This window comes from Mycobacterium sp. 050272 (assembly GCF_039023525.1).
Lineage (GTDB): Bacteria > Actinomycetota > Actinomycetes > Mycobacteriales > Mycobacteriaceae > Mycobacterium.
This window is the reverse complement of sequence record NZ_JBCHKV010000002.1, coordinates 287,282-300,869: the sequence shown is the minus strand read 5'-3', so window position 1 is coordinate 300,869 and position 13,588 is coordinate 287,282. Positions and strand designations below refer to the sequence as shown.

Annotated in this window: 10 protein-coding genes; 7 read left to right on the top strand and 3 right to left on the bottom strand. The window is 67.7% G+C overall.

Annotated features, from left to right (window positions below; translation table 11 throughout):
• From mfd to AAHS21_RS06155, 7 genes are all read left to right on the top strand, one after another.
• A complete protein-coding gene (mfd, locus tag AAHS21_RS06185) occupies positions 1–3,654 on the top strand; it encodes a transcription-repair coupling factor (protein ID WP_342926812.1) in 3,654 nt (1,217 codons plus the stop codon).
• Complete coding sequence (locus AAHS21_RS06180) at positions 3,651–4,790, top strand: nucleoside triphosphate pyrophosphohydrolase (RefSeq protein WP_342926811.1); 1,140 nt, start codon at positions 3,651–3,653, stop codon at positions 4,788–4,790. Before mfd ends, AAHS21_RS06180 begins: the two co-directional genes overlap by 4 nt.
• 269 nt (positions 4,791–5,059) lie before the next feature.
• The gene (locus AAHS21_RS06175; RefSeq protein ID WP_342926810.1) at positions 5,060–5,791 is read left to right on the top strand and encodes a lytic murein transglycosylase; all 732 of its coding nucleotides are present in this window, start codon (positions 5,060–5,062) and stop codon (positions 5,789–5,791) included.
• Between the two features lie 77 nt (positions 5,792–5,868).
• Positions 5,869–7,158, top strand: coding sequence for a phosphopyruvate hydratase (gene eno, locus AAHS21_RS06170; protein ID WP_342926809.1), 1,290 nt, complete (start codon positions 5,869–5,871; stop codon positions 7,156–7,158).
• 34 nt (positions 7,159–7,192) lie between these two features.
• Entirely contained in the window at positions 7,193–7,888 is a 696-nt protein-coding gene (locus AAHS21_RS06165) for a septum formation initiator family protein (RefSeq protein ID WP_342926808.1), read from the top strand.
• Positions 7,881–8,372 (top strand): DUF501 domain-containing protein, encoded by a 492-nt coding sequence (locus AAHS21_RS06160; RefSeq protein ID WP_342926807.1) that lies wholly within the window; start codon positions 7,881–7,883, stop codon positions 8,370–8,372. Before AAHS21_RS06165 ends, AAHS21_RS06160 begins: the two co-directional genes overlap by 8 nt.
• Entirely contained in the window at positions 8,363–9,307 is a 945-nt protein-coding gene (locus AAHS21_RS06155; RefSeq protein WP_342926806.1) for a Ppx/GppA phosphatase family protein, read from the top strand. The genes AAHS21_RS06160 and AAHS21_RS06155 overlap by 10 nt, the downstream gene beginning before the upstream one ends.
• 88 nt (positions 9,308–9,395) lie before the next feature.
• Here AAHS21_RS06155 and AAHS21_RS06150 read toward each other — a convergent pair whose 3' ends face one another.
• Genes AAHS21_RS06150 through AAHS21_RS06140 form a run of 3 tightly spaced genes read right to left on the bottom strand, consistent with a single transcriptional unit; the run spans position 9,396 to position 13,588 of the window.
• Entirely contained in the window at positions 9,396–10,076 is a 681-nt protein-coding gene (locus AAHS21_RS06150; protein ID WP_342926805.1) for a response regulator, read from the bottom strand.
• A complete protein-coding gene (locus AAHS21_RS06145; RefSeq protein WP_342926804.1) occupies positions 10,073–12,652 on the bottom strand; it encodes a sensor histidine kinase KdpD in 2,580 nt (859 codons plus the stop codon). The genes AAHS21_RS06150 and AAHS21_RS06145 overlap by 4 nt, the downstream gene beginning before the upstream one ends.
• 12 nt (positions 12,653–12,664) lie before the next feature.
• On the bottom strand, positions 12,665–13,588 hold the full coding sequence (locus AAHS21_RS06140; RefSeq protein WP_342926803.1) for a potassium-transporting ATPase subunit C: 924 nt from the start codon (positions 13,586–13,588) through the stop codon (positions 12,665–12,667).

The window sequence follows — 13,588 nt, the reverse complement described above, 5'->3', positions numbered from 1 at the left end:
ATGACCGCACCGGGGCCTGCTCGCCCAGAAACCCCGATCGCGGGGCTCGTTGAATTAGCGCTGACGGCGCCCACTTTCCAGCAGCTGGCCGCGGATGCGGCCGCCGCGCCGGACGAACTGAACCTGGTCGGCCCGGCCAGCGCGCGCCTGTTCGTGGCCAGCGCCCTGGCGCGACGTGGGCCGCTGCTCGTGGTCACCGCCACCGGGCGGGAAGCCGACGATCTGAGTGCCGAGCTGCGCGGCGTGTTCGGCGACGCGGTGGCGGTGTTCCCGTCCTGGGAAACGCTGCCGCACGAACGCCTTTCGCCGGGCGTGGACACCGTCGGCACCCGCTTGATGGTGCTGCGCCGGCTGGCGCATCCCGACGACACCACCCTGGGTCCGCCCCTGCAGGTGGTGGTGACCGCCGCGCGTTCGCTGTTACAGCCGATGACGCCGCGGCTGGGCCATGTGGAACCGCTCACATTGCGCGTCGGCACGGAAGTCGAATTCGAGAGCGTGATCACCCGGCTGGTCGAACTGGCCTACACCCGGGTCGACATGGTCGGCCGGCGCGGCGAATTCGCCGTTCGCGGTGGCATTCTCGACGTCTTCGCGCCCACGGCCGAACACCCGGTGCGCATTGAGTTCTGGGGCGACGAGGTCAGCGAGATGCGGATGTTCGCCGTCGCCGATCAGCGGTCCATCCCGGAGATCGAGGTCGACACCTTCGTCGCGGTCGCCTGCCGTGAATTGCTGCTGACCGACGACGTGAAGGCGCGGGCCGCCGAGCTGCTGTCCCGCCATCCGGCGGCCGAGGGCGCGATCACCGGCAGCGTCTCCGACATGCTCGCCAAGCTCTCCGAAGGCATCCCGGTCGACGGGATGGAGGCGCTGCTTCCGGTCCTTCGGCCCGACGATCACGCGCTGCTGACCGATCAGCTGGCCGACGGCACCCCGGTGTTGCTGTGCGACCCGGAGAAGGTGCGCAGCCGCGCGGCCGACCTGATCAAGACCGGCCGCGAATTCCTCGAGGCGTCCTGGTCGGTCGCGGCCATGGGCACCGACGCGCCGGTCGACGTCGAGCAGCTCGGCGGGTCGGGCTTCGCCGAGCTGGACGACGTGGCGGCCGCCGCGGCCCAGGCCGGTCACCCGTGGTGGACGCTGAGTCAGCTGTCCGACGAGTCGGCGGTCGAGCTGGAGGTGCGGGCGGCGCCGTCGGCCCGCGGCCACCAGCACGACATCGAAAGCATCTTCGCGATGCTGCGCGCACACGTGTCCACCGGCGGCTACGCCGTGATTGTCGCCCCCGGAACCGGTACCGCCCATCGCGTGGTGGAGCGGCTGGCCGAATCCGACACCCCGGCCGCGATGCTCGACTCCGGCGCGGCGCCCAGGGCCGGCGTGGTCGGGGTGCTCAAGGGGCCGCTGCACGACGGCGTCGTGATTCCCGGCGCCAACCTCGTCGTCATCACCGAGACCGACCTGACCGGCAACCGGGCGACATCGCCGGAAGGCAAGCGGCTGGCGGCCAAGCGGCGCAACACCGTCGACCCGCTGGCGCTGACCGCCGGCGACCTGGTGGTCCACGACCAGCACGGCATCGGGCGGTTCGTCGAGATGACCGAACGGACCGTGGGCGGAGCCCGCCGCGAATATCTGGTGCTGGAATATGCCTCGAGCAAAAGGGGCGGCGGTTCCGACAAGCTGTATGTCCCGATGGACTCGCTGGACCAGCTCTCCAGATATGTCGGCGGGCAGGCGCCGGCGCTGAGCAAGCTCGGCGGCAGCGACTGGACCAACACCAAGACCAAGGCCCGTCGCGCGGTGCGCGAGATCGCCGGCGAGCTGGTGTCGCTGTACGCCAAGCGGCAGGCCAGCCCCGGCCACGCGTTCGCTCCGGACACCCCGTGGCAGGCCGAGATGGAGGACGCGTTCGGGTTCACCGAGACCGTCGACCAGCTGACCGCGATCACCGAGGTCAAGTCCGACATGGAGAAGCCTATCCCGATGGACCGGGTGATCTGCGGTGACGTCGGCTACGGCAAGACCGAGATCGCGGTGCGGGCGGCATTCAAGGCCGTCCAGGACGGCAAGCAGGTCGCGGTGCTGGTGCCCACCACGCTGCTCGCCGACCAGCATCTGCAGACGTTCAGCGATCGGATGGCCGGCTTCCCGGTGACCGTCAAGGGGTTGTCCCGCTTCACCGACGCGGGCGAGTCCCGCGCCGTGATCGACGGCCTGGCCGACGGGTCGGTCGACGTCGTGATCGGCACGCATCGGCTGCTGCAGACCGGGGTGCGCTGGAAGGACCTGGGCCTGGTCGTCGTCGACGAGGAGCAGCGCTTCGGCGTCGAGCACAAGGAACACATCAAGAGCCTGCGCACCCACGTCGACGTGCTGACGATGAGCGCCACCCCGATCCCGCGCACCCTGGAGATGAGCCTGGCCGGGATCCGCGAGATGTCGACGATCCTGACACCGCCCGAAGAGCGCTACCCGGTGCTGACCTATGTGGGCCCGCACGACGACAAGCAGGTGGCGGCGGCTCTGCGGCGCGAATTGCTCCGCGACGGCCAGGCCTTCTACGTGCACAACCGGGTCAGTTCGATCGACTCGGCCGCGGCCCGGCTGCGCGACATGGTGCCGGAGGCGCGTGTCGTGGTCGCGCACGGCCAGATGCCCGAGGAGCTGCTGGAACGCACCGTGCAGGGGTTCTGGAACCGCGACTACGACATCCTGGTGTGCACCACGATCATCGAGACCGGCCTGGACATCTCCAACGCGAACACGCTGATCGTCGAGCGCTCCGACACCTTCGGGCTGTCCCAGCTGCACCAGCTGCGGGGCCGGGTCGGCCGCAGCCGGGAACGTGGCTACGCCTACTTCCTGTATCCGCCGCACGTGCCGCTGACCGAGACGGCCTACGACCGGTTGGCGACCATCGCGCAGAACAACGAGCTGGGCGCCGGGATGGCCGTCGCGCTGAAGGACCTCGAGATCCGCGGCGCCGGCAACGTGCTCGGTGTCGAGCAGTCCGGGCACGTCGCGGGGGTCGGCTTCGACCTGTATGTGCGGTTGGTGGGCGAGGCCGTCGAGGCGTACAAGGCGGCCGCCGACGGGGAGACCGTCAGCACCGTCGAGGAGCCCAAGGATGTGCGCATCGACCTGCCGGTGGACGCGCACCTGCCGCCGGACTACATCGCCAGTGACCGGCTGCGGCTGGAGGGCTACCGGCGCCTGGCCGCCGCGCCCGACGACGCGGCGGTCGACGCCGTCGTCGAGGAGCTGGCCGACCGCTATGGCGCGCTGCCCGAACCAGCCCTGCGGCTGGTGGCGGTGGCGCGGTTGCGGCTACTGTGCCGCGCCTCGGGCATCACCGAGGTGTCGGCCCCATCTGCGGCGACGGTGCGGCTGTCGCCGATCACGCTGCTAGATTCTGCCCAGGTGCGGCTCAAGCGGATGTATCCGGCCGCCAACTACCGCGCCACGACGTCCACGGTGCAGGTTCCGATTCCGCGAGCCGGCGGCGTGGGCGCGCCGCGGCTTCGCGATGTCGAGTTAGTGCAGATGGTGGCCAACTTGGTGACGGCTTTACAGGGGAAACCGCAGCAAGAAATTGGTATAACGAGTTCGTCACCTGCGCCGATGACCAGGGAGGAGCGACAAGCGTGATCGTCGTGTTGTTCGATCCTCGTCGGCCATCTCTGGTACCCGTCGAAGCGATCGAGCACCTGACCGGTGAGATCCAGTACACCGAGGAGATGCCCGTCGCGGTGCCCTGGTCGTTGTCCTCCGCCCGTCCGGTGGACACCGGAGGCCCCGACGATCCAGCGCCGGTGTTGCTGTCGTCGGACCCCGAGCACCCCGCCGTGACCGCGCGGCTGGCCGCCGGCGCGCGGCTGATCTCGGCGCCCGACACGCCGCGCGGCGAGCGTCTCGTCGACGCCGTCGCGATGATGGACAAACTGCGGACCGCCGGGCCGTGGGAAAGCGAGCAAACCCACGACTCGCTGCGCCGGTTCCTGCTGGAAGAGACCTACGAGCTGTTGGACGCGGTCCGCAGCGGCAACGCCGAGGCGCTGCGCGAGGAGCTCGGTGATGTGTTGCTGCAGGTGCTCTTTCACGCCCGCATCGCCGAAGAGGCACGGCAGTTCCCGTTCGACATCGACGACGTCGCCGCCACGCTGATGCGAAAGCTGGGCAACCGTGTGCCGGGAGTGCTTGCAGGCCAATCGATTTCGCTCGAAGAACAACTGGCCCAATGGGAAGAGCGCAAAGCCGCTGAGAAACCCCGCAATTCGGTGATGGATGACGTGCACACCGGCCAGCCGGCGTTAGCGCTGGCGCAGAAGGTGATTGCGCGCGCGCATGCGGCCGGCTTGCCCGCCGATCTGATTCCCGCCGAGATCACCTCCATCTCGGTGTCGACGGATATCGACGCGGAAAGTGTGCTGCGGACCAACGTTTTGGAATTCGTGGACATGGTCCGCGCGGTCGAGCGCTCGATCGCCGCCACGCGCCGCGGGGACACCGTGCCCGAAGAGTTCGACGTGGCCCCGCTGGGCGAGGTCACCGAGCAGGAGTGGCGCGAGCACTGGCCATCCGAGCAGGCCGCCGAACTCGAGCCCGCGGCAGCGGACGAGGAGGACTTCGAGGACCAGGACGACGACGCGAATTCGGAAGCCGACGAGGACGACGACGAGTCGGAGGACGACGACGGGAGCGAGGACGCGGAGACGGACGGCCAGACCGGCAAAGGATCCAAGAAGTCCGGCAAAAGCGCCAAGCGGACCCGAGATCGAGGCTGATGCCGGTTTGAATCGCGTTCGCATCTTTGCCGATCAGCGATCGCCGCGATGTTTGCCGTTTTCCGTGGTCACGACGGGTAATGTGGCTTGTGAGTTGGTGAATCCCAGTGGTCGGCAATGTTCGCGCTTTGCTAGCCACGGCAAGCGGCAGCTAAGCGACGAATCGGCCGAAACCGCATTCTCCGGCTCAACACGACCGGTTCCTCCGAAAGGTCATGGGACGATAATCATTGGGTGACGTTGGTATAGGGGAAGTTAAGGGGAAAGTGGTGTCGCCGAGGCGTTGGTTGCGGGCGGCCGCCGTGATAGGCGCGACCGCGATGCTGATGGCCTCCAGCTGCACCTGGCAACTCAGCCTGTTCATCCCCGCCGGCGTGCCGCCGCCATTCGGGGATCCGGTGCCCGCGGTGAACACTCACGCCAGCGGCCGGCCCGCAGATCAGTTGCGGGACTGGGCGCGGCCCCGCGCCGCGGCCCTGGAAATCCCGCTGATCGCCTTGGAGGCCTACGCGTACGCGGCCCGTGTCGCCGAGGTGGAAAACCCGAAGTGCCACATCGCGTGGACCACACTGGCCGGCATCGGGCAGGTCGAGAGCCACCACGGCACCTATCGCGGCGCCACGCTGTCGCCCAACGGGGATGTGAATCCACCCATCCGGGGTGTCCAGCTGGACGGCAGCGGCGGCAACCTGCGCATTGTCGACGCCGCGCAAGACAGCACCGAGAGCCAGCCCGCGATGGCCCGCGCGATGGGGCCCATGCAGTTCATTCCGGAGACCTGGCGACTGTACGGGGTCGACGCCCACAACGACGGTCGTCTCAGCCCGGACAACATTGACGACGCCGCTCTGGCGGCGGCAGGGTACTTGTGTTGGCGCGGAAAGGATCTCGCGACGGCCCGTGGATGGGTCACCGCGCTGCGCGCCTACAACAACTCCGGGGTCTACGCGCGTGCGGTACGTGACTGGGCGACCGCCTATGCGGCGGGTCACCCGCTGTAGAAGGATGAAGCACGGTCCCAGGCTTTAGGCTGAAGGCCGTCCCGGGGCAGGCATCAGCTACGAGCAAGGAGATCCTAGTGCCGATTATCGAGCAGGTCGGGGCCCGCGAGATCCTCGATTCCCGAGGTAACCCGACTGTCGAGGTCGAGATAGCCCTGATCGACGGAACCTTCGCCCGTGCGGCGGTGCCGTCCGGCGCGTCGACGGGCGAGCACGAGGCCGTCGAGCTACGCGACGGCGGCGAGCGCTACGGCGGCAAGGGCGTGGACAAGGCCGTGCAGGCCGTGCTTGACGAGATCGGCCCGGCCGTGATCGGACTCAATGCTGACGACCAGCGGCTGGTCGACCAGGCGCTGGTGGATCTGGACGGCACCCCGGACAAGTCCCGGCTCGGCGCCAACTCGATCCTGGGTGTGTCGCTGGCTGTCGCCAAGGCCGCCGCCGATTCCGCCGAGCTGCCGCTGTTCCGCTACCTCGGCGGGCCGAACGCCCACATCCTGCCGGTGCCGATGATGAACATCCTTAACGGCGGCGCGCACGCCGACACCGGGGTCGACGTCCAGGAGTTCATGGTCGCGCCGATCGGCGCGCCGAGCTTCAAGGAAGCGCTGCGCTGGGGCGCCGAGGTGTACCACTCGCTGAAGTCGGTGTTGAAGAAGCAGGGCCTGAGCACCGGGCTGGGTGACGAGGGCGGTTTCGCGCCCGACGTCGCGGGTACCAAGGCGGCGCTTGACCTGATCCTGTCGGCGATCGAAGCGACCGGCTTCAAGACGGGATCCGACGTGGCCCTGGCGCTCGATGTGGCGGCCACCGAATTCTTCACCGACGGTGAGGGTTACAGCTTCGAGAAACAGACCCGCAGCGCCGAGCAGATGTCCGAGTTCTACGCGAGCCTGCTCGACACCTACCCGCTGGTCTCCCTCGAGGATCCGCTGTCCGAGGACGACTGGGACGGATGGGTGGCGTTGACGACGGCCATCGGTGACCGCGTCCAGATCGTCGGAGACGACCTGTTCGTCACCAACCCGGAGCGCCTCGAAGAAGGCATCGAACGCGGCGCCGGCAACGCGCTGCTGGTCAAGGTGAACCAAATCGGCACGCTGACCGAGACACTCGACGCCGTCGCGCTGGCTCACCACAGCGGGTACCGAACGATGATGAGCCACCGCAGCGGCGAGACCGAGGACACCACGATCGCCGATCTGGCGGTCGCCGTCGGCAGCGGGCAGATCAAGACCGGCGCGCCGGCCCGCAGCGAGCGGGTCGCCAAATACAACCAGCTGTTGCGCATCGAGGAAGCCCTCGGTGACGCCGCCCGCTACGCCGGCGATCTGGCCTTCCCGCGCTACGCACTGGATGTGAAATAGCTTGACAGTCAACGGAAAACACGGCTAGGCGTCCATGCCCGACGCGAAACGGCCAGATCCGAAGCGCCGCTCCCCGGCATCGCGCCCGGGCAAGGCCGGCGATTCGGTCCGGCGGGGTCGGGCCGCCAAGCCGTCGTCCAAGCCGTCCTCGCGCACGTCGAAACTCACGCAGAACGCCGCCGCTGCCCGCACGACGGCCGAGCACATCGTCGAACCCATCAAGCGGCAGATCGCCGAGTCCGTCGAGCAACGATCCGAGCAGCGGCTCGGTTTCACCGCCCGGCGCGCGGCGGTGCTGGCCGCCGTGGTGTGCGTGCTGACGTTGACGATCGCGGGACCGGTGCGCACCTATTTCGCGCAGCGCACCGAGATGGCTCAGCTGAACGCCAGTGAGGCGGCGCTGCGCCGTCAGATCGCCGACCTCGAGCAAAAGAAGGTCAAGCTCGGCGATCCGGCCTATATCGCGGCGCAGGCCCGCGAGCGCCTGGGTTTCGTGATGCCGGGGGACACGCCGTTCCAGGTCCAGCTTCCGGCCGGCGCGGCGGTGTCCCCCCAGCCGGGCGCCGAGACGGCGAAGCCGTCGAGCAGTGCGCCGTGGTACTCCTCGCTGTGGCACACCATCGCCGACGCGCCGCACCTGCCACCGGCCAGCGCTCCGGGGTCGCCGGCCAACCCCGGGCAGCCCGCGCCGCCGCCGGAACCACCGAAGCTGACGACCCCCGGTGGTTGATCGTGCTGACTCCGAAGCGGTGGCACGCCAACTCGGTCGCGAGCCGCGCGGTGTGCTGGAGATCGCCTACCGATGCCCCAACGGCGAGCCCGGCGTGGTGAAGACCGCGCCGAAACTTCCTGACGGAACACCGTTTCCGACGTTGTATTACCTGACGCATCCCGCGCTCACCGCGGCCGCGAGCAGGCTGGAGACGACGGGACTGATGCGGGATATGACCGAGCGGCTGCGGGCGAACCCCGAACTGGCCGCCGCGTATCGGCGGGCGCACGAGTCATATCTGGCCGAGCGGGACGCGATCGAACCGCTCGGGACGACGTTCTCCGGCGGCGGGATGCCGGACCGGGTCAAATGCCTGCACGTGCTGATCGCGCATGCGCTGGCCAAGGGACCCGGGGTCAATCCGCTGGGTGACGAGGCGGTGGCGTTGCTGGCCGCCGAGCCGGCTATGGCCACAATCCTGGACGGTGAGCTGTGGCGCTAAGAGCCGCCGGTGTCGACTGCGGCACCAACTCGATCCGGTTGCTGATCGCCGACGTCTCCGACGGGCGGCTGACCGACGTACACCGCGAGACGCGGATCGTGCGCCTGGGTCAGGGTGTCGACGCCACTGGCCAGTTCGCTCCGGAGGCGATCGAGCGAGCCAGAGTCGCGCTCGTCGACTATGCGGAGCTGATGAAAGCCCATGGTGTCCAACGGGTTCGGATGGTTGCCACCTCGGCCGCTCGCGACGTCAGCAACCGCGACGACTTCTTCGCGATGACCGCCGAGGTGCTGGGCACGGTGCTGCCCGGCACCCTCGCCGAGGTGATCACTGGAGCCGAAGAGGCCGAGCTGTCCTTCCGGGGCGCGGTCGGTGAATTAGACAGCGCCCGTGGGCCGTTCGTTGTCGTCGATCTGGGCGGTGGCTCGACAGAAATTGTGCTGGGCACCGACCAGGTGATCGCGAGCTACTCGGCCGACATCGGCTGCGTTCGGCTGACCGAACGCTGCCTGCACTCCGACCCGCCGACGCCTGCGGAAGTGGACGCCGCGCGTGCGTTCGTGCGCGAGCGGCTCGAGCCCGCGCTGCGGTCCGTGCCGGTCGAGGGAGCCCGGACCTGGGTCGGACTGGCCGGCACGATGACCACGCTGTCGGCGCTGGCGCACAACATGGCGACCTATGACGCTGCGGCCATTCATCTTTCGCGGGTCACCGGCGATGACTTGGTGTCGGTGTGCGAGAAGCTGATCGGCATGACACGAGCACAGCGGGTCGCACTCGCGCCGATGCACGAGGGCCGCGCCGATGTGATCGGCGGCGGCGCGATCGTGGTGCAGGAGCTGGCCGGTGAACTGCGCGCCCGGGCCGGCATCGACGAGTTGACGGTCAGCGAGCACGACATCCTCGACGGCATCGTGCTCTCGGTCGCGCAGTAGCGGTGCGTCGACCGCTTTGAGTGTGCGTCCAGGGCGCCGTCAACGCACAACCCCCGCCGTGCGGGCACACTCGAAACCCAGATGCGACTCAGGCCTCGAAGCGGTAGCCCATGCCCGATTCGGTCAGCAGGTGCTTGGGATGCGATGGGTCGTCTTCGAGTTTGCGCCGCAATTGAGCGAGATACACACGCAGGTAATGAGTTTCGGTGGCGTATGCCGGGCCCCATACCTCTTTGAGTAATTCCTCGCGGCCGACCAGCTTCCCGCGATTGCGCACCAGCACCTCCAGCATGCCCCATTCGGTCGGGGTGAGGTGCACCTCGGCGCCGTTCTTGGTGACCTTCTTAGCGGCCAGGTCCACGGTGAACGCGTCGGTTTCGACCACCGGCTCGTCTAACTCGGAGGCCGCGGCGTTGCGGCGCACCGCGGCCCGCAGCCGCGCCAGAAATTCGTCCATCCCAAAGGGTTTCGTGACATAGTCGTCAGCCCCGGCATCCAGCGCCTCGACTTTGTCGGAAGAATCGGTGCGCGCGGACAACACGATCACCGGCGCCGTCAGCCACCCGCGCAGACCCGCGAGCACCTCGATACCCGAGACGTCGGGCAGGCCGAGATCGAGGATTACCACATCGGGTTTGTGTTCGGCCGCGGCGCGCAGGGCGCCGGCACCGGTCGCCGCGGTGACGACCTCGTAGCCACGCACCGACAAGTTGATCCGCAGCGCACGCAGAATGTGCGGCTCGTCGTCGATCACCAGGACCCGCGTCATCGGACACCAATCGGTTGCGGCGGTGCAGCCAGTTCTACGACGACGGTGAGTCCACCCCCAGGAGTGTCGCCGGCCGCGATGCTGCCTCCCATGGCTTCCACGAAGCCGCGCGCCACCGACATCCCCAGTCCCACACCGGTGGTGTTGTCGTGATCGCCCAGCCGCTGGAACGCCTCGAAGATCTGCTCCTCGGTTCCGTGCGGGATGCCGGGGCCCTCGTCGATCACATTGATCAGCACCCGGTCTCCGACCCGACCGGCATTGACCCGGACCACGCAGTTGGGCGCGTAGCGTAGCGCGTTGTCGATCAGGTTGGCGAGCACCCGTTCCAGTAGTCCGGGATCGGCCATCGCCACCGCGTCGCCCACGTCGACCTTGACGCGGTCAATCGCGGATCGGTAGAAGCCGGTGGCGCCCTTGCCGATACTGACCAGCGCGCGCTGCACGGTTTCCTCGAGATAGACCATGCGCAGGTCCGGGCGGACCACGCCCGCTGCCAGACGCGAAGAATCAAGCAGGTTTCCGACCAAGGCGGTCAGCTGGTCGATGGATTCCTCGATGGTGGCCAGCAATTCGGCGGTGTCCTCGGCGGAGAAGGCGACATCTTCGGCGCGCAGACTCGACACCGCGACCTTGGCCGCCGCCAGCGGGGTGCGCAAGTCATGGCTGACCGCCGAGAGCAGCGAGCGCCGCAGCTCGTCGGCCCGCACAATGGCCTCGGTTCGGCTCGCCTCCTCGGCCAGCTCGCTCTGCCGGATCAGCCCGGCGGCCTGCTTGGCCACCGCGGTCAGCACCCGGCGGTCGCGGGCGGACAGCTTGCGTCCCGCCATCAGCATCCAGAACTCGTCGTCACCGACCTCGATCGCGGTATCCGCGGAATCGACGGTCACACAAGGATCTTTGCCCACGCAGGCGACGATGTAGCTCTTCTTGCCGGCGGCGCGGGCTTCCTCGCTGGGCTCGCGCAGCATGCTCACCGCGCGCTGGGAGTAGGTCTCGCGTACCCGCTCCAGTAGCGTCTCGAGGTCCGCACCGCGCAGCACCGAACCCGCGAACAGTGTCAGCAGCTCGGCCTCCTGAGCCGCCAGCCGGGCTTCGCGGGTGCGTTTGTTGGCGAAGTCGACCAGCACCGCGACCGCGACAGCGATCAGCAACAGCACCAATTCAGTGATGGCACTGTTGGGTTCGGCGATCGTGAAGCTGTGCCGGGGAGCAATCAGGAAGTAGTTCAGCAGCAGCCCGGACAGCACCGCCGAAAGAGCCGCCGGGGCAACGCCTCCCAGCAAACCCACCAGCAAAACCCCGACGAAGAACAGCGCGCTTTCCCCGCCGGTGTCCAGATAGGGGTCCAGCATTGTCACCGTGACCGCGCAGATGATCGATGGAATGAAGACGGCCGCAAGCCACGACGTGACGCGCCGCTCGCGGGGCGCCAATGAGGTGAGGTGGAAACCCCGTTTGGATTCCTCGTGCGTGACGATGTGCACGTCGATCTTGCCCGACTGCTGGACGACGGTTGTGCCGATGCCCTCGTCGAACACCCGGGCCCACCGAGACCGGCGCGACGTTCCGATTACCAGCTGCGTGGCGTTGATCTCACGGGCGAAATCCAGTAGCGCCGTGGGCACATCGTCACCCACGACGGTATGTACCGAGGCGTCCAGGCTGCTCGCCAGTTCCCGGACCTTACCCATTCGGGACTCCGAAATGCCGGCCAGCCCGTCACCCCGGATGACGTGCACCACCATCAGCTCGGCGCTGGACTTCGATGCGATCCGGGATGCCCGGCGTACCAACGTTTCGGATTCCGGACCGCCGGTGACTGCCACGACAACCCGCTCCCGCGCCTCCCATATGTCCGTGATTTTGTTCTCCGCGCGGTACTTGGCCAGTGCGGTATCGACCTGGTCGGCCAGCCACAACAACGCCAATTCTCTTAGCGCAGTGAGGTTTCCACGGCGGAAGTAGTTCGACAGCGCCGCGTCGATCTTCTCGGGCGCATAGACATTCCCGTGAGATAGCCGGCGCTGCAGTGCTTCCGGGGTGATGTCAATGAGTTCCACTTGCGAGGCTTGTCGAACGATGGAGTCGGGGATGGTCTCCTGCTGCTCGATGCCGGTGATCTGTGCGACGACGTCGTTGAGGCTTTCCAGGTGCTGGATGTTAACCGTGGAGATCACCGCGATACCCGCGTCGAGGAGCTCCTCGACATCCTGCCAGCGTTTGTGATTCTTGCTGCCCGGCGTATTGGTGTGGGCAAGTTCGTCGACGAGAACCACCTGTGGATGACGTGCCAGCACCGCCGGCACGTCGAGTTCGGGAAAGCGGCCTTCTCGATATTCGATATAGCGCGGCGCAATGACCTCGATGCCTTCGAGCATCTCCGCGGTTTTTCGGCGGCCATGCGTCTCGACGACGGCCGCCACCAGGTCGGTGCCGCGTTCCAACCGGCGGTGCGCCTCGCCGAGCATCGCAAAGGTCTTGCCGACGCCCGGTGCCGCCCCGAGGTAGATGCGTAGCTCGCCTCGTTTCAGACGGTGGTCTTTGAGGGAGACGTCGCTCACGTCATCCATCATCCCCCTGTGCCGTCAGCTCGATACCGGATATTTGCGGTCGAGTTGCATGTTGAGTTGCAGCACGTTGACGGTCGGCTCACCGAAGAATCCGAGGTCCCGACCGCTGCGGTACTCCGTGACGACCGCGCGAACCTGATCCGGGCTAACATGGCGAGCCTTGGCCACCCGCACGATCTGAATATTGGCGTAGGCCGGTGAGATATCCGGGTCCAGGCCGCTGCCGCTGGCGGTGACGGCATCGGCGGGAACCGCCGGGCTGGCGGGTGCGCTGCCGCGAACGGGCACGATCTGGCCCATCGAGTAGTCGTCGCCGTATTTCGCGCACTCGACGCGCACTCCCTCGTAAAGGGTCAGAAACGGCGTCCGCGTCGTCTGGCATGGCTCGTTGACGCTGACCACCCGGGAGGGGTGCACGACGTTTCCGCGGGTGTCGCGCGGGCCGATCACCGAGAGCACCGCGCCCACCCCGCCACCGGTGCAGAACGGACGCGAACCGTCGACACCCTCCAGCTGGCCCACGGTGGCGCTGCGCGTGCATACCTGGGTCAGCAGGCTCGGCTTGAAGCCGGCGTCGGAAGCGGACTTGCCGGCGGCTAATTGCGCCGGATCGGCCGGTGTGTCGACGATGTTTTCCGGCCCGAGGTTGCTCGCGCTCGAGGACGTCGGGTCGTAACCGGTGCCTGCCGCCGAGGGCCGGCTCTGGAAGTACTGGGGCAGTGCGTTGCCGTCCTTATCGGTGAACAGCTGGCCGATTAGCCGGCTGCCGATCGGCTTGCCGTTCACCGTCAGGATCGATCCTTCGGCCTTGTCGTGCAGTCCCGGGATCTGCGCCACGAGCCAGACGAACACGGGGTACGCCAGGCCAGTGATGACGGTCAGCACCAGCAGTGCGCGGAAGGCCGCCCAGTGCACGCGGACGAAATTCGAAAACTTCAT

Excerpts from the sequence above, each read along its gene's own strand:
- AAHS21_RS06150 (WP_342926805.1), bottom strand. The coding sequence starts at position 10,076 with ATGACGCGGGTCCTGGTGATCGACGACGAGCCGCACATTCTGCGTGCG.
- AAHS21_RS06165 (WP_342926808.1), top strand. The coding sequence starts at position 7,193 with ATGCCCGACGCGAAACGGCCAGATCCGAAGCGCCGCTCCCCGGCATCG.
- mfd (WP_342926812.1), top strand. The coding sequence starts at position 1 with ATGACCGCACCGGGGCCTGCTCGCCCAGAAACCCCGATCGCGGGGCTC.
- AAHS21_RS06140 (WP_342926803.1), bottom strand. The coding sequence starts at position 13,588 with ATGAAGTTTTCGAATTTCGTCCGCGTGCACTGGGCGGCCTTCCGCGCA.
- AAHS21_RS06145 (WP_342926804.1), bottom strand. The coding sequence starts at position 12,652 with ATGATGGATGACGTGAGCGACGTCTCCCTCAAAGACCACCGTCTGAAA.